Genomic DNA, 23,269 nt, shown 5'->3' on the forward strand with positions numbered 1-23,269 from the left:
TATTTAGAAAAAATGTCATCATATAGCCAAGATTTCAGAGATATCGTAATAACTAAATATAAAGAAGGCCTAACAGACAAAGAGCTAAGTAATTTTTTTAATATAGATATCCGTACTACTAGATCTTGGATAAACTTATACGAGACAACTGGTGATTATAAATCTAAGCAAGGCTTGGGTTGCGGTAGAGTAGCAACCTTTACAGATAAGGAAGCGATAGAAAGCTACTTAAGAACATATCCAGATGCAATGGCTTTAGATATTAGAGAAGCATTAGCTCCTGAAATACCTAGAAGCACATTTTATGATTGTCTTAACAGACTTGGTTTTAGTTTTAAAAAAAGACACCTAAATATAAGCAAAGAAAAGAACAAGATAGGCAAAGTTTTATAGAGGTTGTTGAGACTATTGAACCTAACAAACTTGTATATAGTTAATCTGATAATATTATGCTAAAGACGTGAGTAATAGCATCAGATAAATTATCAAAAGAATTATTTACTTTTCTTAAAATTCTTTTAAAATTGGCCCAAATTTTTTCTATAGGATTTAAATCAGGAGAATAAGCAGGAAGGTATAGTATCTGTATATCAAACTTCTCTGCTATTTTAGCCAATTTAGGAGACTTATGAAAACTAGCATTATCCATAACAACAGTAGTCTTTGGAATTAACTCAGGACATAAATGCTCTTCAAACCACTGATTAAAAATTTGAGTATCTGTATATCCAGTATACTCTAGCGGTGCTATAATCTTCTTTTCTAAATAGTTATAACCAGCAACTATACTTTTTCTCTGAGTTTGATAAGCAATAACTTCACCATAGCTAGGTTTACCAACAAGAGACCATCCTCTTAGTACAGACTGTTTATTATCCATACCCATTTCATCTAAATATACAAGTTTGTTAGGTTCAATAGTCTCAACAACCTCTATAAAACTTTGCCTATCTTGTTCTTTTCTTTGCTTATATTTAGGTGTCTTTTTTAAAAACTAAAACCAAGTCTGGTAAGACAATCATAAAATGTGCTTCTAGGTATTTCAGGAGCTAATGCTTCTCTAATATCTAAAGCCATTGCATCTGGATATGTTCTTAAGTAGCTTTCTATCGCTTCCTTATCTGTAAAGGTTGCTACTCTACCGCAACCCAAGCCTTGCTTAGATTTATAATCACCAGTTGTCTCGTATAAGTTTATCCAAGATCTAGTAGTACGGATATCTATATTAAAAAAATTACTTAGCTCTTTGTCTGTTAGGCCTTCTTTATATTTAGTTATTACGATATCTCTGAAATCTTGGCTATATGATGACATTTTTTCTAAATATTATAACATTATTGTCAAATAACTATCGGATTAACTATATTTAGATGAAATGGGTATGGATAATAAACAGTCTGTACTAAGAGGATGGTCTCTTGTTGGTAAACCTAGCTATGGTGAAGTTATTGCTTATCAAACTCAGAGAAAAAGTATAGTTGCTGGTTATAACTATTTAGAAAAGAAGATTATAGCACCGCTAGAGTATACTGGATATACAGATACTCAAATTCTTAATCAGTGGTTTGAAGAGCATTTATGTCCTGAGTTAATTCCAAAGACTACTGTTGTTATGGATAATGCTAGTTTTCATAAGTCTCCTAAATTGGCTAAAATAGCAGAGAAGTTTGATATACAGATACTATACCTTCCTGCTTATTCTCCTGATTTAAATCCTATAGAAAAAATTTGGGCCAATTTTAAAAGAATTTTAAGAAAAGTAAATAATTCTTTTGATAATTTATCTGATGCTATTACTCACGTCTTTAGCACAATATTATCAGATTAACTATAAATGCAATTAAATAAATTTTAATAGGAGTTAAACATGAATAAATTAAACAATTATAGTCTAATAAACTGCTTTGACACATGCCTTGAGTATAAGCAAAATAAAAAAACCTCAAAAAAAGTTATTGAAGATCTAAGCCTTAATATTAAAGAAAATGAAATAATTGCAATTGTAGGTAAATCAGGTGCTGGCAAATCAAGTCTAGTAAGAATTCTTAGTGGGCTTCTAAAACCTACTTCTGGAAAAATATTTTATAAAGGAAGTAAAGTAGAAGGGCCATTAGATAATATTGGAATGGTATTTCAAAATTTTGCCTTATTACCATGGCTAAGTGTACTAGAAAATGTTTTATTTGGAGCTGATGCATTAGGTATACCAAGATCAAAAAGCAAGCCAAAAGCTCTTAAGACCATCCAAAAAATTGGTCTTACTGATTTTGAAGATACTTACCCAAGTGAATTATCAGGAGGTATGAAGCAACGTGTTGGTTTTGCTAGAGCATTAATGATTGAACCTGAAATATTATTTTTAGATGAACCATTCTCTTCTTTAGATATTGTAACTGCAAAAACTCTTAGGGATGATATTATGCAATTATGGCATACAAAACAAACCTCAACAAAAGCTATAGTTCTGGTTACACACAATATAGAAGAAGCTGTAAATATGGCTGATAGAGTTATTATCCTTGATAGCAACCCTGGACGCATTGCATCTGAAACTCCAATAAAAAATTCTTACCTTCGAGATATAGAGAGTGATGCTGTTAGAGTTGTCGTAAAGCAAATAAGCTCTGCTCTTCATTCAATAGATTTATTTAACAATAGGCTTTAAGTATTTTTTTAATAATGAAAAAGCTGAGCCAATATACTTTGTAAAAATATCTGAATACAAAATAAAACTACTAAAACTATAATCGGCGAAAAATCAAATCCTGATCTTGGCTTAATAATTTTTCTAGCTATTGCTAACAAAGGTTCTGTCACCTGAAATATAATTGTAAATATTGGGTTATAATTGCCTTGAACAAACCAACTAGCTATTGCTCTTATAACTATTAAATAAACATATATATTTATAACCGCAAACACGATATCTACAAAAGGTTTTATAAATATAAAAGTTATATCAAACCCCAGGCCATTTAATAATCCTAACAATAAATTTTGGATCATAAAAACTATATAAATTGCCACCATACATGACCAATCAAGATTTAGAAATCCTGGAATGAACTTCCTAATAGGAAGTATAATGGAATTTGTAGCACGCATTATCATTTGACAAACTGGGTTATAAAAATCTGCCTTAACCCACTGTAGTAGAAACCTAAATAATAATATAAAAGCATATAATCCAAACACTATACTTACTAAAAAATCTACAACATTAACCAAACCACTTAACATTTTTTATTATTTCCTTTTATTTATTTTTCTTGAGAAATACTAAACCCACTACTATCGCTGCTACTTGAGCATATATACATTCTTGAGAATTTGTCTTTGGACTATCTGGGTAAACTTCAGTAGTTGTAGTATATTCAGCATCAGTAAAAGACATGCACAGTTTCTCTGCTTTAGAGTCACAAGACATAATACCATCTGTAATAGTATCCTCACCAAGGATATTTGTATCCGGATCTGTTGGAGCAATATGAGTAACCTTAGCTACAGCATCTATTATATATCTTTGAAATTCTTGGTGGGGATTATTCTGATTCGCTACTAGATAAAAACCATCTGGCACAGACCACCTATCGATAAATATGCCATCACGGGCTGCTAGGGCTGGTCTGAACTCACTATCATCTGTGTCTGTTGTTTCATGCAAGTCTATATGCATCGTAAATTTAACCTCTAAAGAAAAGACATAATGCATTGCTAAGACAGTCTCTTGACATCCACTTTCCAAGTAAAAAGACCTATTTGGATCTATAGTATTAGGGTTCCAACGATTGATTGTCTCATAACCCCAGGGACTTAAACATGGTAAAATAATAATATTATAATCTTGAGCAAACTCTAAGGCTTTACTCTGAGCAAAACTAATTGCTCCTTGAACACCGCTTGTCTCATAGCCATGCACACCGCCAGTGATTAAAATATACGGTTTCGAAGCTTGCCAGTTTTTAGTCTTAATCGCATATAAATCATAACTGCCAGCTGAGTACTCTAATTTTCCATAACTTTCAACATCAAACTTATCTACTGGTAATTCTAATATTTTTTTCTCAACATCTTCTTTATACGATCTTTTTATTTGCTGCTCTATAAGCCATTCTTGCTGTTCTTGAAAATCCCACCTTTCCCCAGGTGTACCTATATGATATTGTGCAGACATATTAATCCTTAAATATAAACTTTATTTATGCAGATAGTATAACTATTTATACACCATCTCTGCAAAATTTTTATTTTGTATCTCTTAGATATCTATATAGTATAACTGTAATACTAAAAATTTTTACTAAGAGAAAGTAGTAATTTCTCATAGAATATAGATAGTATTGAGGAAGTTCAAAAATGAAAATTATATTTACTAATATTTCAAAAAAAAGTCCTAAAATTATAAGCCATACAAACCCTCTATAATGCAAAAGAGCTACAACCAAACCTGATAAAATAAAAATATCATTTAACACATATAAAGTCGTTATGGTATTATTTGCCTCAAAATTTTGTATAATAAATGGTAAAGAAATTAAATTAATTATCAGATAAATAGACAGAATTACACATAAACCATAGAATACTTTTAAGTAATCTTTTTTTTGCTCTATGATTCTTAAGCTTTCTACTTTATAGGCTAGCATTCCCCATATAGCTATTCCAAAATATAGTAAACTATTTCCCACCACATATGTATAGTAACCAGATGGCATATTATAATTAATATTAACTATTTCCCTAAGAAATGGATATCCATAGACTAGCACTGCAAATAACCAAGCAGTCTTTTTTTGAATTAATATACAATACACAAATAGTAAAAAAACAATTGGCTGTAAATAAGATAAAATATCCAAAAACACAACTCTATACCTAAACTTAATTTAACTATAAACAGAGTATCTTAAAATAAGAATAATTTAAAGTATAACATAATTTTATGGCTGGGCTAGCAGGATTCGAACCTGCGCATGACGGGATCAAAACCCGTTGCCTTACCGCTTGGCGATAGCCCAGTTATAGAACTAACCAAAAAGTTAGTAGGCATAGTTTAATGTTTTAACCAGCCATTTGTCAAGAGATTTATCAATTTTTCTTGCAAGTTGTTGCAGTTTAGACTCATCTATCGAAAGAAGATAAAAACAAGATCCTGTTCCTGTCATTTTAAAACCCGAATCTAATGACTTAAGCTGATCATAAATATCTGCATATTTTGTAGAAAAAACATTTTCAAAATCATTGTGCATAATACTCTTATCGAAGCTTAAATCTTTAGATAGCAGAGCAGTAGTTTTAATAAGATTTTCACTTCCAAAAAATTCTTTAGTGCTTATATGAACATCTGGTTTAACTAATAGTACAAATTGCTGTGGGAAATCTTTGGGATATAATATCTCACCTATACCTTCAGCCCAAGCAGATCTGCCGTATAAAAATATTGGCACATCAGCTCCTAATTCAACTGCCAGTGGGAGCATCGCTTGATTTGATAAATTAGGTAAATATCTATCTCTCATCGCAATAAGTGTTGTAGCAGCATTTGAGCTACCTCCACCTAAACCAGCCCCCATAGGGATATTTTTTACAACATCAATATCAACACCAATACCTTGCACACTATAACTTTGCTGAAATTTTTTAACTGCCTTATATATTAAGTTATCCTGCTGTGGTGCAATCTCTAAATTACTTGAAATATTTACTTGTTTAGAAGTATTAAAACTAAAAGTTAAATTATCTTTTAAATTCAAAAAAGTAAACCATGATTGAAGATTATGATATCCATCGTCGCGTTTATTTAAAATGTGCAAAAATAAATTTATCTTTGCATAACTATTATATTTTTTAACTTTTTCTATATTTGCCATGATTTAATAACAATTTTTATGGTTAAATTATCTCTCGACATTCTTATACTTGAAGGTAAAGGATATTTATTATCAACCAATTTATATCTTTTGTAAGAGATATTCCAACCATTTTGTGATAATTGTTCAACAAGATTATTATCATTTAATTTATAATAATTTTTAACATTTGGTATAGCTATTGCTTTTACCCAAAACTTTAAACCTTCTATTGGAACATACCAACCTAACTGATTAAGCATCAATGCTTTAGCATCTTTAGCTTCAATCCTCTCCCCTTTACTATTTTCAAGGCTAACTTGATTAGAATCTCCCTCTATCTCAACACCTCCAATACCTAGAGGTCCATAAAGCTTAATCTTAAATTTATCTGCATTTTGACTATATGTATAACTAGCTGACTCAGCCTTATCATTATAAATAATTCCCATTACTCCACTGATTTGCCAGTTCTTTAACTTAAGTAGCTGTTGCTTAACTATTGATTGTTTAAATTTAGACTGCTTAGCTATAGTAGTTATATTAGCTTCTGTTATTGCACAGGATACTATTAAACTTACGAGAAACAAAATTACTAAAGATTTAAAGCTCTGCTTTATATATATTTTTAACTTTAACATAATGCTCCGCATTCTCTTTTATTATTTGTCTCTCATGATCACTAATTGGTCTAATTTTTTTGACAGGTGAGCCTATATACATAAAGCCTGATTCAAGAGTTTTACCTGGTGGCACTAAACTCCCTGCCCCCAAAAAAACCCATGGCTCAACAATTGCTCCATCTAGAATTATAGATCCCATCCCTATTAAACAATTATCCTTAACTTCACAACCATGAAGCACGACACCATGGCCAATTGTCACTCCGTCACCAATAGTTAAGGCAAATCCTTTACCAGAGCCTTTAGGATACTCAGTAGTATGCAAAGTACTACAATCTTGAACATTAGTATTCATACCAATTGATATTGTTAATAAATCACCTCTAACACTTACTTGAGGCCATATGGATGAATCTTCCTTAAGAATAACGTCTCCAATAACTGCTGCTGACTCATCTACATACACAGAATCAGTAATTTTAGGATTCTTCCCATTAAAACTTCTTATACATCTAGACATAGCTGATCCTTACTCTTATTACTATCATCTCTTAATGATATCAGACCATAGGTTTCTAGCTTAATTTTTTTATTTTTATTAAATGGTTGAGCATAACCATTTTCATCGATTATAAATAATGGAATCGCATCAATATTGTCAATAAAAAATCTATCTAAAGAATAATTAGGAGTAATATTAGTATTTTTAATCCTTGCTCCTTGATTTAACCTCTCTAATAGAAGATTAAAATCAACTTCCTCATCAAACAATAAGGTTGCGAGGTTTGTTTCAATAGAACCAATCCCTTTATAGCTCTCTTTTTGCGCGGTTCTTAAAACATAAATATTATTTGATCCAAACTCATACTTATATTTCATAGCTGATACAGCATTTACATATTCACTAGTTGATAAACCCAGCATTGTACCAATCCCAACTAAACTCATACTCCAATCAGCATGTATTGAAACTGGACTACCATAGTATGTATTTAGTCCAAGCTGTCGACATTTTTGCACATTTCCCCACGAAGAATCTGTAATAATTACTTCTATGTCATTTTTGGCCAATACATCAGCTAACTCACGTGCAAACCTATTACCTCCAATGATAAGAAATCCTTTACCCTCAGGTTCTGAAACATCCAATGCTTTTGAAATAAACGGGGTAAATATACTTTGAAATACCACAGTAAAAACAATTATCATAAATACAAAAAAGACTAATGTATTTGCCTCTGCATACAATTCCGGGTGGGATTTAGTAATTTTTACTGCTACTAAGGCTGCTACAGATGCCGCCACAATCCCTCTTGGATAAATCATACCCATCACAACTCTTTCTGCATAAGTTGTTTTAGATTTAATTGAACATAAAAATACAACAGCCGGACGTAAAATGAACTGTAAAAATAAAAAGATTTCTATTAATGCCAACCAATAGTCTTTAAATAAACTAAAATCTATTTCGGCCCCTAATACAATAAAAAGGACAGAAATAATTACAATACTCAAGTTTTCTTTAAATGAGACAATATCTGACATCCTGATATCTTTCATATTTGCCATAACTAGACCAGCTACTGTAACCATTAATAACCCTGCACCATGCATCATAGCGTCAGTAATAATAAAGCCTACAACAATCACTGCTAATACAAAAAAACTTTTTAGATATTCGGGTATATAATGCCTCCTAAAGCTTAGACCTATCAAATAACCAAAAACAAACCCTGAACTTACTCCTAAAATACAAACAAATAGCATATAAGCTATAAAAAGACCTGACCCATGAGGATCACCAGCAAAATTATCACCAATAACAAACCATGAAAGCATAAAAACAACAATAAGAGCACCTATAGGGTCTACTATTATTGATTCCCATTTTAAAATACTTGCAACATGTCTTTTAGGCCTAACTGTTCTCATCAATGGTGGTACAACAGTAGGTCCACTCACACACGTAATACCCCCTATCAACATTGACAGCTCTATATTTAAACCAACCACATAGTAGCAAAATGCTGCTGTGAAAATGATAGTTAACCCTAAACCAAGTGTAATAAGCAAAATAACTATACTACTTACATTTTTAACTTTACTGAAATTAAGAGATAAACTCCCTTCAAAAAGGATTATAGCCACACATATTGATACAAAGGGAGATAATGCCTGACCAAAAATTATCTCACCATCGACAAGCTTTAAACCATTAAAAATAGCCTCGGAAAGTGGGCCTAAAATAATACCACTTAGAATCAGGAATAAGATTGAAGGAAGCTTTAATCTCCAAGACAAATATTGAGAAACAATTGAAAAAAGCAAGATCAATCCCGCAGTTAGCGAAATATAATTAGAAGAGTGCATAAATAGTTCTATACTACTGCTATCCAAACTAATGCCTAATTTTTATAACCTAAGAGTCTTAGATATTATCTGAAATTAATTTTTTTATCAATCTAATTATATTATGGATAAGGCTACATCTTTTTAATATATTCAGAAGCATTTTCATCTAATGAGATGATACCCGTATTAGCATCATAATAGATAAGCTCAGCATAACGCGCCCAATCAATAAATGTATCAAAAACTCTCTCAGCAATGTTAACTGGATAATAATCATCAAGTTCAGCTAAAAATCTACTTCTTGGAGCTGATTGAGTTTCTCTTTCATTAAGAACTTTGACAACATGACGAGCTAAGGGAATATATTTCAAAAATAATCTCCCAAAGATAAATTTTCTATCATCTATATTCGAATCAATAAATTTACGACCTACAGCAGTCATCTTTATATCACCATCAGAAACCTCTGCAAATCTAAGAATAGATAAAATCTCAATAATAGGAAATAGATCATCAATATCAAGGTGTAAATCATCAGCAAGCTGGGGTAAATCCACAGCCTCTACATCTTTTATTTCTGCCATTTCATCAAGAAGACCATTCATTTCTGAAATATCAACATCTGGTAAACGATAGCCAATAGACATTGCAGTTTTCTTATTCATACGCTCTGTAAGCTCTTTAGTCTGAGCTGTAGTCATCATACGATACACCTGATCAACTAAATCAGCAACTAACGGATCTTGTGAGCTTCTAGGATGAGGTATATTAACTCTTAATTCACCACGAATAAAGCCTGGATTACTTCCAAACACAATGATTCTATCAGCAGTTAAAACAGCTTCTTCAATACTATGAGTGACATATAAAATCCCTTTCATTGCATCATTATTTTCCCATAGGTCAAGTAGGTCTTCCCTAAGGTTTTCAGCCGTAAGAATATCTAGAGCGGAAAAAGGTTCATCCATAAGTAAAACATCTGGCTCTAACACTAGCGCTCTTGCAAAACCGACACGTTGCTTCATCCCACCTGAGAGCTCTTTTGGATAAGCGTTTTCAAAACCATCTAATCCAACCATATCAATAGCTTTTAAGGCTCTTTTCTTACGCTCTTGCACGTTAATATTTCTAGCCTCTAGACCAAGCTCAACATTTTGCAAAACCGTTAACCAAGGCATCAAAGCAAAACTTTGAAATACCATCGAAATATCTGGTACTGGAGCTGAAACTTTTTTACCACGGTAAAGAACTTCCCCAGATGAAGGGTTTAATAACCCTGCTATAATCCTAAGTAAGGTCGACTTACCAGATCCTGATTTACCTAATAATGCAACAATCTCTCCCTCATGTAGTGTAAAGTCAATGTTATCCAAAACTTTAAGAGAATGGCCACCCTTGATATTAAAATCTTTAGTAATTTTTTCTACTGTAAATATTTTTTTACTCATTTATAAAGAATCTCCTACGCCCTACATATTCATGCTAAAGCGATTTTCTGCATAGTTATAAAGTCTACGCCAAAATAATTTATTTGAAGCTACAACTAAAATACACATCACTATTACACCTAAGAGAACATTTGATGTATGATCGCCTTGTATGTTAGTATATTCTGTAATATAGCTTCCCAAACCTGTAGCTTTGATTATTGAATGCTTACCCCAGTTAATATATTCACATACAATACTCGCATTCCAAGCACCTCCTGCAGCCGTAATTGCTCCAGTCACATAATATGGCATAACGGCTGGAACTAAATATTTTTTCCATTTTATAAGACCTTTTAGTTGCATATTTTTTGCAGCAAGCTTTAATTCATCTGGTATAGCCGATGCTCCAGCAATCACATTAAATAATATGTACCACTGAGTACCTAGTGCCATCAACAAAATACACCAAATATTAAAATTAAGGTTAAACGTTATAACCAGTGTACCAAAAATCCCATATAAAACATTAACTGGAAATGCTGCAGCCATTTGAGCATATGGTTGAACTTTCTGAGCTATCTTAGGACGCATACCTATCCATACACCTATTGGCACCCAAATTATAGAGGTTACTACAATTAATACGACTACCCTAAGACCTGTTAATAAACCGTAGCCAAAAATATTTATAGTCTCTGAGAGTTTTATCTTAGAACCTGAGCCAAACACTGCTTGACATGCAAAATAACATAATGCTAAAACAATTATAGTAGTGAATATTGTCCAGAAAATTTTTTGAAAACCAGTCTCTTGTTTTTCTTGTTTTCTATGTTTTTTTTGATTATAAACTTTATTAAGATCCTTTTTAAAGAATTTAATATTGATTACAGCTGTTGTAAATTTACCAAATGCTCTAGATATAAATTTAATAGCAACAGAATTTTGTAATATCCGTAAAAACCATGATTTACTATAAACTTCTGATTGATTTTCACCTAACACAAATTTCTCAGACCATGCTACTAATGGTCTAAATAGAAGCTGATCATAAAGTATAATCGTAATCAGCATAGTTAATATAGCAGCACCAACAGCACTAAAGTTTCTAGCATTGTTAGCTGCATCTATAAACGAACCTATACCTTGCAAGTTTATAGGTGTTGACTGTGATGCACTAAAATTAACCACTATAGTCTCAGAAGCAACTATCATAAACCATGATGCAGACATTGACATCATCGTGTTCCATACAAGTCCAGGCATAGAAAATGGAACTTCTAGCTTCCAAAATTTTTGCCATGCTGATAACTGATACATATCAGCAGCTTCTTTTAATTCTTTTGGAACAGTCTTTAATGATTGATAAAAACTCAGAATCATATTCCATGCTTGAGCTGTAATTATTCCGAATATCACAGCCGACTGAGCTCCCCACAAAGAGTTTGGGAACAGCAATAGAAACCCTGAAACAGTAATAGCAAAAAACCCTAAAATAGGTATAGATTGCAATATATCTACTGTAGGTATAATAATACTCTCAGCCCTCTTACTTTTAGCTGCCCATGCACCAAAAATAAACGTAACTAATAGAGATATCCCCAACCCCATAAACATTCGGATAGTTGTTTCTGCTGTATAATAAGGCAAAAGCCACAAGTTTAGCGAAACTTCTGAATATTTCTCTACACTTATTTGATTAGTATAATCAACGGCTCCACCAAGCCTAGAAGTAGACCATACAAATATGCTCAATATTAAAAGTATGATTGATAAAGCTAAAATATCCCACTTAGTGCGAGAAACCTTTGCTGACATACTGGCATTATATAACCTTTTCATATGCCAAAACCCTTGGTTTTTTCGATAACGCCTTTAGTATAAATTATTTATATTTATTTTTGTATTATTAATTTAATAATATTTTTGCTAAACTTTAGCCATTGGGAATTTGCCATATAAAAAAAATGAAAAAAGAGCAAAAAATTATTAAAGTTCATCAAAATGAGAGAGTTTCATGTCCAACAAAATATCATGAAAACTGGAATTTACACCCAAGGGTATACATAGACCTTAAGGATAAGAAAACAAATACTTGCCCATACTGTGGCACAACATTTAAAGTTGAAAAAGAATCTTAATATTTACTTACTATTTTTTTATCAAATTATCTAAAACAAGATCCTCGAGGTAATATACTTTTTGCATACTCTCTTCATCATTCGTATTTAGGCCAATATTAACACCTAAATAAACATTATTATTTCTTTTAACTGCCTCAAAAGTTACAGCTCTCTCAAATTTATTTGAAAACACCCATACAATTGATTTCTTATTACCGAAATCATCGCCTTTAATAATAAATTCTTTTGGATGTTTCCTTATAGCTCCCTTTATTGCATTATATAGCTCTTTAACCGTAATACCCTGTTGCATCTCAAGGAGATGAACACCCCCACTTGAGCCAAACCGATTATCTCTAGCAACAAAATTACCACCTAAAAATGGAATGCACCCTGTAATACCCAAGGTTATAATTAGAATAAAACCAATAAGTTTCTTATTCACCTATATACTCCCATTATCAAATAAAAACCTAAGATAACTGCTAATAACGAAACCGTTACACTTATTAAAATATACCCTAATGCTATAAATATTTCACCTCTTTGCAAGAGATTTAGAATATCTAAACTAAAGCTAGAAAAAGTTGTAAACCCTCCCAAAAATCCTGTCACAAATAAAGATCTCATATATGTAGATACTTCTTCATTAAAAAAATTAGTTTTAATCAAAAAAGCAGCTATGCCACCAATAGCAAAAGATCCTAGGACATTGCAAAGTAAAATACCTAGAGGGATTTGTTTAGAGATATCTGCTGTAGCCTGTGTAACTATAAATCTCGACATAGCTCCTAAACCACCGCCAACACCAACTAATAGTAATAAAATACCCATTTAAGCCTCCAATATTTTATATGCTCCAAGCTTTATAAAATCTTGCGCCAATGATTTACCAAGATTTATTGGATCAACACCAACCGCATCTTTCTTTAAGATTTTTTGGCCATTACTACTTGCAACTAATGCAGTCAATCTTATATTTTGGTCTTCTCTTATCTCAGCATAAGCGCCAATAGCAACATGGCATCCTCCTTTTAGCTCTTCATTAAAAGCTCTCTCAGCACTTGCAGCAATAAAGCTTTTATGACAATTCAAACTCTGTAATTTATCAAGAAGCTCTGTTTTTTCTGCTAAAATTTCTATAACAACAATTCCTTGTCCAACAGCAGGCAAAGATATCTCTATTGGGATAAACTGAGCTATCCTATCACGAAGTTCTAGACGTATCAGTCCTGCTGCTGCTAAAATAATTGCATCATATTCTCCAGTATCAAGCTTAGATAATCTAGTTTGAACATTACCACGTAAATCTTTTATAATTAAATCTTTTCTATAATTCAGAATTTGGGATTTTCTTCTTAAACTAGATGTGCCAACAATAGCTCCCTGAGGCAACTCATCTATAGATCTATATTTATTTGAAACTAAAGCATCTCGGGGATCTTCTCTTGACATAAAGCTTGCTAAACAAAAACCTGCTGGTAACTGATATGGAACATCTTTTAAAGAATGTACTGCAATATGAGCCCTATCATTTTGCATAGCAATCTCTAGTTCTTTCATAAAAAGAGCTTTCCCTCCTACTTTATTCAAAGGCTTATCTAAAATAATATCCCCCTGTGTTTTCATTGTAGAAATTTCACAAAGAATTTTTAATTCACGCTCTATCCTGTTTTTAACAAAATCTGTTTGCCATAATGCAAGTTTACTTTCTCTACTTGCTATTGTTATTTTTTTCATATATTAAAAGTCATTGTAATAAAATTAGAAATATCTTCTATTTCTTCTAAGCATACAGAATGTTGCATACCACTATAACACTTATATTCAGCATTAAATCCACATTTTATTAATTTATTAGTAAGATCTTGGCCTAAAGCTTCTGGTAAAACCTGATCATGAGTTCCATGACATACTAATATTGGCATCGGTACATTTATAGTAGTGATTTCTTCTTTAAAACTATCCCATGCAGGCAAATATGTTGATAAAGCCAATACTCCACCCAATTTACGCTTTGATGTAATAGCCGTGTATGTTGCAATCACCCCACCTTGAGAAAAACCTGCTAAAATAATATTCTCACTTGCTACCCCTTGCTGGACTTGTATATCAATAAGTTCATTAAGTTTATTGATAGAATTCTTTATACCAACCACATCAACAACTCTATTTAAGCTATCCGTATCTAATGATTTAATATCATACCATGCACGCATTTGCATACCCATATTTATGGTGACAGGTATTACATCAGCATGTGGAAAAACAAAACGTGTTTTTGCTAATAATGTGTCAAAATTCTCAGTTATATTAACAAAATCATGCCCATCAGCACCTAAACCATGCAACCAAATGACGCAATATCTAGCATCGTTTACTGATTCAACTAGTTCGTAATCCATGAAATTTTATTTTCTTATAATCCTAACTAGAATGATACATTAGTTTGTCTTGTTTATTAACCACTAAAGAATACAAAAATAAACCTATTCTTTTTATTTCAATTAATACAAGTCTAAATAGCAAATATTATCAGTATTTGTGGATAAACCTGTTTATACATATATGATGACTTTGTTATGAAAACTAATACTCAACATCTCATAAAGCATGAAATAGCTCTGAAACACTTTAATACCAATACTTTTTATTTAAAAAATATTTAAATATATTAAGCGGTTATTTTTTTAAAAGCTTGTGGATAAAACTGTGTATTTATTGTTAAAACATGGTTAATTTATTCAAAAACTTTAAAAAAAGCTTCTTGTGTTACAAGGTTTATAGAAGTATTTCGAAGAGTTAAAGTATCATTACATTCATATTTATCACTTACTGATATTTTTTTTGTCATTGCCAGATCTGCAATAGAAACAATCAATCTGTTTTTTTCTAATTTTTCTATTACAATTGCTTCAAACTCTAAATTAAGATTTTGCATTAAATAAACCAATTTCCAGTGAGAATTGGAAAACCTCTCTGTTAGCCTATTTGTTTTTATAGGAATTTCAACCTGAGCAATTATATTATCAACCTCTTCTGCTTCTAAAAGAGGTTTCTTCATTAAAAAATTCCTAAGTTGATAATGAACAAGTAAATCAAGATATCTTCTTAATGGACTAGTAACTTGCACATATGTTTCAAGTCCTATCCCTGCATGAATACTTGGTTGAGATGAATATTTTCCCCTTTGCAATTTCTTACGAATAGCAAACATATCTGTAATTGAATTTAATTGCTCCAACTCTTCTTTTATTAACTCATGCTGTGGCTGTGTCGAAAAAGGAACTATAATATCATTCTCAATACAAAATTGGCCCACTGCAACTCCAGCCATAAGCATGGTATCTCTGACAAGTGTTCGAGAACCTAATTTTGGCAGATCTATCAATTCTATATTTCTATTCTCATCAAGATTTATCTTTAACTCAGGGAATTCAAGCTCAACAGCCCCATTTTCTATACGTTTTTGAGTAAAAAATTTAGCATACTCTACTATAGCTCCTAAATTTAAATTATTTTCTGCAAACTCATAAGAATATCTCTTTACTTTTATTTTGCTAAAGCAAATTTCTATATCTTTAATATCTCCCTGCTCATTTACTGAAAAACCAACAGATAGTGCTGATGATATATCAGTCAATCCAAGCCCCAAACACTCAGTAGCTGCTAGAGGCAACATCGCAACTATTTTTTCTGGTATATATAAATTTGATCCTCTTGCTCTAGCCTCTAAATCAACATCATCACCAAAATCAATACTTGATGAAGGGTCTGCAATATGCACCCACATCTTATTTCGTTCAGCATCCCAACTAATAGCATCATCAGGATCATTGCTTCCTTCATCATCAATTGCATAAGCTTCTAAATGCGTTAAATCAATCCTTAAATTATCAGATTCACAATTATATTTAAATTCAGTAGGATTACTTTCTAATTCTGCTCCATAACGATATAAATGAGGATTACTATATTCATCCCAATAACCTATATCCAATAACAATTTATGTGCACTATTTTCAGACTCATCCATACTCAAATATCTAAAAAACCTACATTTAGAGCTCTTGAGAGTTGCTAAAGCCTCAATCTCTTTTAGAAACTTTTCATCATCTTTAATATATTCTTTATGATTTAAACGCTCAATAAAATTTTTAAGCTCCAGTTCTTTCTTTGCTTTTTCTTTTTTCTCTTTAGTTATAAGCTGTTTCTGCTCTAATGAATGAATCTGTATTGTAAAATTCTCATCAAAACTAAAATACTCCCCCTCAGAAACTAAAAGCCAAACGGTATATGCTTGATTAACATCTTCTGATTCAAATAAAAGCTCACACAACTCTTTGACTGAGGTTTTATCTTGATCTTGTAATAACTCCCAAGTTAATTCAAGATCAGGGATATCTATTTGTTTTAAATCACAAAGCTCAAAATCAAACTTTGATTGAATTAAAAATTGAACATTTTTGGGTGGTAATTTTATTTTCTTACCATCTAATGTTTCTATTTCTATTTTTTTATCTAGATTATCAATAATTTTTGCTGGTTTTGATTTAAAGATAACTAAAGTATTTTTTAAATTGCCACTTTCAAATAACATAAAAAAAGTTCGGATGTTATAATGGTAAAAATTATAACATTCAATACCTTAATTTCGATGATAAAAATAGATATTATACGTAGTCGTTCAATTAGAGTTTTGGGAAACCTAATTAAACTTACTTCTGTGCCTTTTCACAAAATTTTTCCAAATAAAAGATTTACTCTTCCCAGCTATAGAAAACCTTTAGTAAAAGCCAAAAAAAAAGCTCCTATACCAAGAATTATATGGCAAACAAATTTTACGGACAAAGTAGCTTTACCTTTATATGTAAACTATCTCTTTAATAGATTAATGGCTCCTCGTTATGAATATAGATTCATGGATAATAAGGCTGCTGAAGAATATATTTCAAAAAATCATCCATACGCATTAATAGCATATCAAAAATTAACTGTAGGAGCAGCAAAAGCCGATCTTTGGCGATTGCTTACTATATATGAACATGGCGGAATATATATTGATATGGATGGCTGTCTTGTTACTAGACCTGAGAAATTTTTAAAAAATAAAACTGAAATGTTTATAAAAGCCAAACAACTTTATTTTACTAACTACTTTTTTGCAGCTTCTTCAAATAATTCAAAAATAAAAGAATATATAGATATTATACTTAAAAATATTGAGGAGAATAACTCAGATCTGGGTGTATGGTATTTAACAGGTCCTGGAGTTATGGAAAAGATAATGAATGACCAAAATACGACTTTCAGATATAGTCGCGAAACATGTGTACAAGGTGCATTTACTAATGATTATTTTCAATATATAGATAAACCAGGCTCACATTGGACAAAGATAAAAAACAAATACATTTTCAAATCTAGTTTAGAAAATAATTAGTTAATTACTTTTCTTCCTTTTCTTTTTTCACCATAATACCAAGCTCATTTAATTGCTCTAAGGAAACATTAGATGGTGCTTCTGTCATCAAACAGCTGGCCGTTTGAGTTTTAGGAAATGCTATTACATCACGGATATTTGTAGTGCCTGTAAGCAACATAATAAGCCTATCCACACCAAATGCTATACCACCATGGACAGGTGTACCATAAGATAATGCATCTAACATAAAACCAAACTTCTCTTGAGCTTCTGCATCGGAAATGCCTAAAAGATTAAATACTTTTGCTTGAATCTCTTGCTGATGAATACGGATAGATCCACCACCAACTTCGTAACCATTAATAACCATATCATAAGCTCTTGAACCTAAGTTTTCTGGGTTACTATCAAGCTCAGTAACTGAACTTATTTTAGGTGCTGTAAATGGGTGATGCATTGCATATAGCCTGCCATCTGCTTTCTCAAACATCGGAAAATCAACAACCCAAAGTGGTGCCCACTTTTTATCAAAAATTTCAAGATCTTCACCAATCTTAGCACGCAAAGCACCCATAGAATCATTGACAACCTTAGTTTTAGCTGCGCCAAAGAATAGCAAGTCACCTTCTTTAGCACCTGTTTTCTCAATCACTTTAAAAAGAGTTTCTTCTGAAATATTCTTCACAATTGGTGATTGCAAACCATCTTTACCTTCGGATAAAGAATTTATTTTAATATAAGCCAAACCTCTAGCACCATAAATACCAACAAATTTAGTATATTCATCAATTTTTTTACGGCTAAGTTTTTCATTACCATTTGGAATTCTCATCGCTATCACGCGAGAACCAGCATCATTAGCTGGCCCAGAAAATACTTTAAATTCTTCATTCTTCATATCTTCTTTGATATTCACAAATCTAAGAGGAATCCTCAGGTCAGGCTTATCTGAACCATATTTATCCATAACATCAGCAAAACTCATTACCTGAAAAGGTGTGTCAAATTCTACACCTATAGTCTCTTTAAAAAGCCCTGCAACCATAGTCTCCATTGTCGACATAATATATTTTTCATCAACAAATGAAGCTTCGATATCTATCTGGGTAAATTCTGGCTGTCTATCTGCTCTTAAATCTTCATCACGGAAACATTTAACAATTTGATAGTATCTATCAAAACCAGAAACCATTAAAAGCTGCTTAAATAACTGTGGTGACTGTGGAAGTGCATAAAACTTGCCATTGAAGTTACGACTTGGTACTAGATAGTCTCTAGCACCTTCTGGTGTAGCTTTCGTTAAAAATGGAGTTTCAATATCTAAAAACCCATTATCATCTAAAAAATTACGTACATATCTAATCGCTTTTGAACGCGTAATAAGTTTATTTTGCATTTCTGGACGACGTAGATCTATGTACCGATACTTAAGCTTAATATCTTCACCTGTAGCTTGGAAATCATCTAACTGAAAAGGAATCGTCTTAGATTTATTGATTACCTCAATAGTATCACCAATTATTTCAACCTTACCACTAGCAAGATTATTATTTTCTTGACCTTCCGGTCTCAAATTTACTAGACCATCGGCTTTAATCACAAACTCCGACCTTACGCTATCTGCAACAGCAAAATTAGCATTCTCTGGATTGAAAACCAATTGCACTAAGCCTGTTCTATCTCTTATATCCAAAAAGATAACTCCTCCATGGTCACGGCGACGATGTACCCAACCACAAACTGTAACTCTTTGATTCTCTAATTTCTCATTGATATCTGAACTATAATGTGTTCTCATTTAAAATAACCTTTTGAAAGTTTTTATAAAGTTAATAGATAAAATTTAATCACAATATTATAGCAAAAAATCAATGATAAGCCTAAAATAAATTATCTATGTTTAATTTTGAACAATTAAGGTTTGGAGTTTTTTATTTAAATATGGTGATAAAATAAATAAAACTAAAGCAGCTATCACCCCCAATAAAGTAAAATACCCAAAGGCTTTAGAATAAATATTTATAGTCTCAACTGGTGACAACACACCCTCCTTATTTCCACTTATCAATGCTCCAAAACTAGCTGCCAAAAAATTAGCAAATGCTGAACTTAAAACCCATACCCCCATAAAGAAGCCTATAACCTTTTTTGGTGCTACCACACTAATCATAGCTAAACCTATAGGCCCAATAAATAATTCTCCTAAAGCTTGAAACAAATAGCTTAAATTTATCCACCATGATGAAATAATCCCATTTTTTGCTGTTAGTGGAATAGCTATAACTAGAATCAAAAATGAAAAACTCATTACCAAAAGCCCTATGGCAAATTTAGTTGGATAAATATGCGAATTAACCTGAAACCGTCTTCCTAAATACGTATAAATAGGCCCAAAAAAAATTATGAAAAATGGCTCCACTGATTGAAAAGCGCTGATAGGAATATTAAATCCAAATATTATTTTATCAACGTTTCGATCAGTAAAAACATTCATCATTCCCCCACTTTGTTGCAAAAGAATCATAAACAACATATAAAAGAAGGTTAAAGTTACTGTTATATATATTCGGCTTCTATAGTTAATCCGATAGTTATTTGACAATAATGTTATAATATTTAGAAAAAATGTCATCATATAGCCAAGATTTCAGAGATATCGTAATAACTAAATATAAAGAAGGCCTAACAGACAAAGAGCTAAGTAATTTTTTTAATATAGATATCCGTACTACTAGATCTTGGATAAACTTATACGAGACAACTGGTGATTATAAATCTAAGCAAGGCTTGGGTTGCGGTAGAGTAGCAACCTTTACAGATAAGGAAGCGATAGAAAGCTACTTAAGAACATATCCAGATGCAATGGCTTTAGATATTAGAGAAGCATTAGCTCCTGAAATACCTAGAAGCACATTTTATGATTGTCTTAACAGACTTGGTTTTAGTTTTAAAAAAAGACACCTAAATATAAGCAAAGAAAAGAACAAGATAGGCAAAGTTTTATAGAGGTTGTTGAGACTATTGAACCTAACAAACTTGTATATTTAGATGAAATGGGTATGGATAATAAACAGTCTGTACTAAGAGGATGGTCTCTTGTTGGTAAACCTAGCTATGGTGAAGTTATTGCTTATCAAACTCAGAGAAAAAGTATAGTTGCTGGTTATAACTATTTAGAAAAGAAGATTATAGCACCGCTAGAGTATACTGGATATACAGATACTCAAATTTTTAATCAGTGGTTTGAAGAGCATTTATATCCTGAGTTAATTCCAAAGACTACTGTTGTTATGGATAATGCTAGTTTTCATAAGTCTCCTAAATTGGCTAAAATAGCAGAGAAGTTTGATATACAGATACTATACCTTCCTGCTTATTCTCCTGATTTAAATCCTATAGAAAAAATTTGGGCCAATTTTAAAAGAATTTTAAGAAAAGTAAATAATTCTTTTGATAATTTATCTGATGCTATTACTCACGTCTTTAGCACAATATTATCAGATTAACTATATCAATATTATTTGACTGTCTGATAAAGAAAAAAATCAGTACTAAAGTTATCATTCCCATCAAATATAAAGCCCTGCCTGCCCATAGAGGATATTTCAGCAGCACAAAAATAAATAAAACTAAACAACATAAAGCCAATATAAATATAGCTAAACCTATTAACATCCCTATACCTGCCACACCAAAGGCAAGATTCCAACTAATAGTTATAGCTATATATGAACACACTATAGGTGCAACTATAGTTCCTATATTCATCCCTACATATAACAATGTAAATCCTTGATTTCTAATATGATTAGCTTTTTCAAACAATGTGCCTGTTATCGCACCTATGCTAGGTTTAAATAAGCCTGTTCCCACTATAACTAAACTCAATCCTATAAAAAAATATAGATTTTGTGCATTAGGAATAATCATCACAAAATGTCCCAAAGCTATTAAAATAGCTCCTATTATAATGGATCGATACTGGCCAATATATTTATCAGCAATTATTCCTCCAATAATTGGTGTCCCATACACCATAGATGCATAAGCTCCATATATAAGGTATGCTCTAGCATCTGACATATTGAAAAACCTAAATAAATATAGAATCAACAATGCAGTTATCCCATAGTAGCTAAATCTCTCCCATAGACCAGTTATAAATAAAAAAACATTCCCTTTGGATATTTAGACTGCTTGGTTATATGAGATGACCTCATCCAAATCCTCCGATTTAGCAGTTGATACCAAGAATGCTTGTTGGATATCCTCTTTCAAATCATCTACATCCTCTATACCAATAGACAACCTTATTAAACCATCTGACAACCCTTGTTTAAGCCTAACTTCTTTAGGGATAGATGAATGAGACATTAATGCTGGAATAGATGATAAACTTTCAACTCCTCCTGCACTGACAGTTATAGCAAATAGTTTTAGATTTTCTAAAAAAACTTTAGCTATGCTATCACCTCCTTTTAGCTCTAAACTTAGAACACCGCCAAAACCTCTCATTTGCTGTTTTGCAAGTTGATAATCTAGACTACTTTCTAACCCTGGATAATATATTTTTTTAACTAATGGATGCTGTTCAAGCCACTTTGCTATATTTAAAGCATTATAATTATGCTTCTTCATTCTCAATGCTAACGTCCTCAATCCTCTAGTAGCTAAAAAACTATCAAAAGGGCTAGAGACTGCACCACCTGCCAGGTGAACAAGTTCTAAATTTTCAATCAGACTATCGTCATCTTTTACCACCACAATCCCACTAATCACATCTGAGTGACCACTTATATATTTCGATGCCGAATGGATAACTATATCTGCCCCAAAAGAAATAGGCCTTAAATTATAAGGAGTCGCAAAGGTATTATCCACGACTAGCAGTAATTTAAATTTATTGCAAAATTCACTAAGTTTTTTTAAATTAACTATTTTTAACAAGGGGTTAGATGGTGTCTCAACCCATATCATTTTAGTATTTTTTTGAATTTTACTTTCCAAGACATCAAAATTACCTAAATCCACATATGTAGCTTGAAGACCTGAAGAACGTTTTTTAATTTCTTCAAACAATCTATAAGTGCCTCCATATAAAGCATCAGCTGCTATTATATGGCTATTTATCTCTAAGGTATCTAATACAGCATTGATTGCTGCTACTCCTGAAGCAAAGGCAAAACCTTTTTTAGCACCTTCTAATTCAGCAACAGCCTCTTCATATTTAATCCTAGTTGGATTTCCAACTCTGCCATATTCAAAAGTTTTCTCACCACCGGGACTTTTCTGGCGATATACTGATGAGGTATAAATAGGTGTTGTTACAGCACCTGTCGCTAAATCTCCTGGATTACCTGAGTGAACTGCTAAGGTGTCAATTCTAGAATTTATAATACTCATTATTTGCTCCCATAATTTTAAAATTGCTAAAACGATGAAAACAATATTTTGAATTTCCGCTTTAGCA

Annotated in this window: 23 protein-coding genes, 1 tRNA gene and 2 pseudogenes; 6 read left to right on the top strand and 20 right to left on the bottom strand. The window is 31.8% G+C overall.

Annotated features, from left to right (window positions below; genetic code table 11):
• Window positions 1-12: 12 nt before the first annotated feature.
• Window positions 13-431 (top strand): annotated as a pseudogene (locus tag ACR0PV_RS09780) (helix-turn-helix domain-containing protein); the annotation flags it as partial.
• Window positions 432-433: 2 nt separating this feature from the next.
• Here the strand turns inward: ACR0PV_RS09780 and ACR0PV_RS09785 are convergent.
• A protein-coding gene (locus ACR0PV_RS09785) for an IS630 family transposase (RefSeq protein WP_488172170.1) occupies window positions 434-1,314 on the bottom strand; the annotation gives its coding sequence in 2 pieces (ribosomal slippage) (window positions 434-990 and window positions 990-1,314; 882 coding nt in all).
• Window positions 1,315-1,363: 49 nt separating this feature from the next.
• Between ACR0PV_RS09785 and ACR0PV_RS09790 the strand changes: the two are divergent.
• Window positions 1,364-1,828: pseudogene (locus ACR0PV_RS09790) on the top strand (IS630 family transposase); the annotation flags it as partial.
• A gap of 39 nt (window positions 1,829-1,867) precedes the next feature.
• Window positions 1,868-2,665 (top strand): ABC transporter ATP-binding protein, encoded by a 798-nt coding sequence (locus ACR0PV_RS09795; protein WP_488172885.1) that lies wholly within the window; start codon window positions 1,868-1,870, stop codon window positions 2,663-2,665.
• An 8-nt stretch (window positions 2,666-2,673) separates the two neighbouring features.
• Here ACR0PV_RS09795 and ACR0PV_RS09800 read toward each other — a convergent pair whose 3' ends face one another.
• The 10 genes from ACR0PV_RS09800 to ACR0PV_RS09845 form a co-directional block, all read right to left on the bottom strand.
• Window positions 2,674-3,240, bottom strand: coding sequence for a YggT family protein (locus ACR0PV_RS09800; protein WP_488172886.1), 567 nt, complete (start codon window positions 3,238-3,240; stop codon window positions 2,674-2,676).
• A gap of 16 nt (window positions 3,241-3,256) precedes the next feature.
• Window positions 3,257-4,174: a M14 family metallopeptidase gene (locus ACR0PV_RS09805; protein WP_488172887.1), complete on the bottom strand. Its 918-nt coding sequence runs from the start codon at window positions 4,172-4,174 to the stop codon at window positions 3,257-3,259.
• A gap of 70 nt (window positions 4,175-4,244) precedes the next feature.
• On the bottom strand, window positions 4,245-4,865 hold the full coding sequence (locus tag ACR0PV_RS09810) for a hypothetical protein (protein WP_488172888.1): 621 nt from the start codon (window positions 4,863-4,865) through the stop codon (window positions 4,245-4,247).
• Between the two features lie 78 nt (window positions 4,866-4,943).
• A tRNA-Gln gene (locus ACR0PV_RS09815) sits at window positions 4,944-5,018 on the bottom strand.
• 21 nt (window positions 5,019-5,039) lie between these two features.
• Window positions 5,040-5,870 (bottom strand): 4-(cytidine 5'-diphospho)-2-C-methyl-D-erythritol kinase, encoded by an 831-nt coding sequence (ispE, locus tag ACR0PV_RS09820; protein ID WP_488172889.1) that lies wholly within the window; start codon window positions 5,868-5,870, stop codon window positions 5,040-5,042.
• Window positions 5,858-6,502 carry a lipoprotein insertase outer membrane protein LolB gene (gene lolB / locus ACR0PV_RS09825; RefSeq protein ID WP_488172890.1) on the bottom strand — a complete coding sequence of 215 codons (645 nt, stop codon included), beginning with the start codon at window positions 6,500-6,502 and terminating at the stop codon, window positions 5,858-5,860. Before lolB ends, ispE begins: the two co-directional genes overlap by 13 nt.
• Window positions 6,453-6,992 (bottom strand): gamma carbonic anhydrase family protein, encoded by a 540-nt coding sequence (locus ACR0PV_RS09830; RefSeq protein ID WP_488172891.1) that lies wholly within the window; start codon window positions 6,990-6,992, stop codon window positions 6,453-6,455. The genes lolB and ACR0PV_RS09830 overlap by 50 nt, the downstream gene beginning before the upstream one ends.
• The gene (locus ACR0PV_RS09835) at window positions 6,977-8,842 is read right to left on the bottom strand and encodes a cation:proton antiporter (RefSeq protein WP_488172892.1); all 1,866 of its coding nucleotides are present in this window, start codon (window positions 8,840-8,842) and stop codon (window positions 6,977-6,979) included. Before ACR0PV_RS09835 ends, ACR0PV_RS09830 begins: the two co-directional genes overlap by 16 nt.
• Window positions 8,843-8,955: 113 nt before the next feature.
• Window positions 8,956-10,272, bottom strand: a complete 1,317-nt coding sequence (locus tag ACR0PV_RS09840) for an ABC transporter ATP-binding protein (RefSeq protein ID WP_488172893.1) — start codon at window positions 10,270-10,272, stop codon at window positions 8,956-8,958.
• A 21-nt stretch (window positions 10,273-10,293) separates the two neighbouring features.
• Window positions 10,294-12,093: an ABC transporter permease gene (locus ACR0PV_RS09845; protein ID WP_488172894.1), complete on the bottom strand. Its 1,800-nt coding sequence runs from the start codon at window positions 12,091-12,093 to the stop codon at window positions 10,294-10,296.
• Between the two features lie 125 nt (window positions 12,094-12,218).
• Here ACR0PV_RS09845 and ACR0PV_RS09850 point away from each other — a divergent pair, with 125 nt between their 5' ends.
• Window positions 12,219-12,392, top strand: coding sequence for a zinc-finger domain-containing protein (locus ACR0PV_RS09850; protein WP_488172895.1), 174 nt, complete (start codon window positions 12,219-12,221; stop codon window positions 12,390-12,392).
• 10 nt (window positions 12,393-12,402) lie between these two features.
• On the opposite strand, the gene ACR0PV_RS09855 is transcribed toward ACR0PV_RS09850, so the two are convergent.
• The 5 genes from ACR0PV_RS09855 to ACR0PV_RS09875 all read right to left on the bottom strand — a co-directional run bounded on the left by ACR0PV_RS09855 (window position 12,403) and on the right by ACR0PV_RS09875 (window position 16,974).
• Window positions 12,403-12,819, bottom strand: coding sequence for a hypothetical protein (locus ACR0PV_RS09855; RefSeq protein ID WP_488172896.1), 417 nt, complete (start codon window positions 12,817-12,819; stop codon window positions 12,403-12,405).
• Entirely contained in the window at window positions 12,816-13,208 is a 393-nt protein-coding gene (gene crcB / locus ACR0PV_RS09860) for a fluoride efflux transporter CrcB (RefSeq protein WP_488172897.1), read from the bottom strand. The genes ACR0PV_RS09855 and crcB overlap by 4 nt, the downstream gene beginning before the upstream one ends.
• Window positions 13,209-14,114 carry a hydroxymethylbilane synthase gene (gene hemC, locus ACR0PV_RS09865; RefSeq protein WP_488172898.1) on the bottom strand — a complete coding sequence of 302 codons (906 nt, stop codon included), beginning with the start codon at window positions 14,112-14,114 and terminating at the stop codon, window positions 13,209-13,211.
• Window positions 14,111-14,779: a dienelactone hydrolase family protein gene (locus ACR0PV_RS09870; RefSeq protein ID WP_488172899.1), complete on the bottom strand. Its 669-nt coding sequence runs from the start codon at window positions 14,777-14,779 to the stop codon at window positions 14,111-14,113. Before ACR0PV_RS09870 ends, hemC begins: the two co-directional genes overlap by 4 nt.
• A 335-nt stretch (window positions 14,780-15,114) precedes the next feature.
• Complete coding sequence (locus ACR0PV_RS09875) at window positions 15,115-16,974, bottom strand: ribonuclease catalytic domain-containing protein (protein ID WP_488172900.1); 1,860 nt, start codon at window positions 16,972-16,974, stop codon at window positions 15,115-15,117.
• A 57-nt stretch (window positions 16,975-17,031) separates the two neighbouring features.
• On the opposite strand from ACR0PV_RS09875, the gene ACR0PV_RS09880 reads away from it, so the two are divergent.
• Complete coding sequence (locus ACR0PV_RS09880; protein ID WP_488172901.1) at window positions 17,032-17,817, top strand: glycosyltransferase family 32 protein; 786 nt, start codon at window positions 17,032-17,034, stop codon at window positions 17,815-17,817.
• A 4-nt stretch (window positions 17,818-17,821) separates the two neighbouring features.
• Here the strand turns inward: ACR0PV_RS09880 and aspS are convergent, their stop codons facing one another.
• The gene (aspS, locus tag ACR0PV_RS09885) at window positions 17,822-19,597 is read right to left on the bottom strand and encodes an aspartate--tRNA ligase (RefSeq protein WP_488172902.1); all 1,776 of its coding nucleotides are present in this window, start codon (window positions 19,595-19,597) and stop codon (window positions 17,822-17,824) included.
• Between the two features lie 102 nt (window positions 19,598-19,699).
• Complete coding sequence (locus ACR0PV_RS09890; protein WP_488172903.1) at window positions 19,700-20,434, bottom strand: POT-type proton-dependent oligopeptide transporter; 735 nt, start codon at window positions 20,432-20,434, stop codon at window positions 19,700-19,702.
• Between ACR0PV_RS09890 and ACR0PV_RS09895 the strand changes: the two genes are divergently transcribed.
• Window positions 20,425-21,305, top strand: a protein-coding gene (locus ACR0PV_RS09895) for an IS630 family transposase (RefSeq protein WP_488172904.1) whose coding sequence is annotated in 2 segments (ribosomal slippage) — window positions 20,425-20,749 and window positions 20,749-21,305 — 882 coding nt in all. Because the reading frame shifts where the segments join, the coding sequence is not laid out codon by codon here. The genes ACR0PV_RS09890 and ACR0PV_RS09895 overlap by 10 nt on opposite strands.
• Here the strand turns inward: ACR0PV_RS09895 and ACR0PV_RS09900 are convergent.
• Complete coding sequence (locus ACR0PV_RS09900) at window positions 21,283-21,987, bottom strand: oligopeptide:H+ symporter (protein WP_488173997.1); 705 nt, start codon at window positions 21,985-21,987, stop codon at window positions 21,283-21,285. The two genes, ACR0PV_RS09895 and ACR0PV_RS09900, sit on opposite strands and share 23 nt — an antisense overlap.
• Window positions 21,988-23,202 carry a trans-sulfuration enzyme family protein gene (locus tag ACR0PV_RS09905; RefSeq protein ID WP_488172905.1) on the bottom strand — a complete coding sequence of 405 codons (1,215 nt, stop codon included), beginning with the start codon at window positions 23,200-23,202 and terminating at the stop codon, window positions 21,988-21,990.
• Window positions 23,203-23,269 lie beyond the last annotated feature (67 nt).

Source organism: Francisella sp. AG1, from assembly GCF_057683165.1.

Excerpts from the sequence above, each read along its gene's own strand:
- ACR0PV_RS09795 (WP_488172885.1), top strand. The coding sequence starts at position 1,868 with ATGAATAAATTAAACAATTATAGTCTAATAAACTGCTTTGACACATGC.
- ACR0PV_RS09800 (WP_488172886.1), bottom strand. The coding sequence starts at position 3,240 with ATGTTAAGTGGTTTGGTTAATGTTGTAGATTTTTTAGTAAGTATAGTG.
- ACR0PV_RS09805 (WP_488172887.1), bottom strand. The coding sequence starts at position 4,174 with ATGTCTGCACAATATCATATAGGTACACCTGGGGAAAGGTGGGATTTT.
- ispE (WP_488172889.1), bottom strand. The coding sequence starts at position 5,870 with ATGGCAAATATAGAAAAAGTTAAAAAATATAATAGTTATGCAAAGATA.
- lolB (WP_488172890.1), bottom strand. The coding sequence starts at position 6,502 with ATGCGGAGCATTATGTTAAAGTTAAAAATATATATAAAGCAGAGCTTT.
- ACR0PV_RS09830 (WP_488172891.1), bottom strand. The coding sequence starts at position 6,992 with ATGTCTAGATGTATAAGAAGTTTTAATGGGAAGAATCCTAAAATTACT.
- ACR0PV_RS09835 (WP_488172892.1), bottom strand. The coding sequence starts at position 8,842 with ATGCACTCTTCTAATTATATTTCGCTAACTGCGGGATTGATCTTGCTT.
- ACR0PV_RS09840 (WP_488172893.1), bottom strand. The coding sequence starts at position 10,272 with ATGAGTAAAAAAATATTTACAGTAGAAAAAATTACTAAAGATTTTAAT.
- ACR0PV_RS09845 (WP_488172894.1), bottom strand. The coding sequence starts at position 12,093 with ATGAAAAGGTTATATAATGCCAGTATGTCAGCAAAGGTTTCTCGCACT.
- ACR0PV_RS09850 (WP_488172895.1), top strand. The coding sequence starts at position 12,219 with ATGAAAAAAGAGCAAAAAATTATTAAAGTTCATCAAAATGAGAGAGTT.
- crcB (WP_488172897.1), bottom strand. The coding sequence starts at position 13,208 with ATGGGTATTTTATTACTATTAGTTGGTGTTGGCGGTGGTTTAGGAGCT.
- hemC (WP_488172898.1), bottom strand. The coding sequence starts at position 14,114 with ATGAAAAAAATAACAATAGCAAGTAGAGAAAGTAAACTTGCATTATGG.
- ACR0PV_RS09870 (WP_488172899.1), bottom strand. The coding sequence starts at position 14,779 with ATGGATTACGAACTAGTTGAATCAGTAAACGATGCTAGATATTGCGTC.
- ACR0PV_RS09875 (WP_488172900.1), bottom strand. The coding sequence starts at position 16,974 with ATGTTATTTGAAAGTGGCAATTTAAAAAATACTTTAGTTATCTTTAAA.
- ACR0PV_RS09880 (WP_488172901.1), top strand. The coding sequence starts at position 17,032 with ATGATAAAAATAGATATTATACGTAGTCGTTCAATTAGAGTTTTGGGA.
- aspS (WP_488172902.1), bottom strand. The coding sequence starts at position 19,597 with ATGAGAACACATTATAGTTCAGATATCAATGAGAAATTAGAGAATCAA.
- ACR0PV_RS09890 (WP_488172903.1), bottom strand. The coding sequence starts at position 20,434 with ATGATGACATTTTTTCTAAATATTATAACATTATTGTCAAATAACTAT.
- ACR0PV_RS09905 (WP_488172905.1), bottom strand. The coding sequence starts at position 23,202 with ATGAGTATTATAAATTCTAGAATTGACACCTTAGCAGTTCACTCAGGT.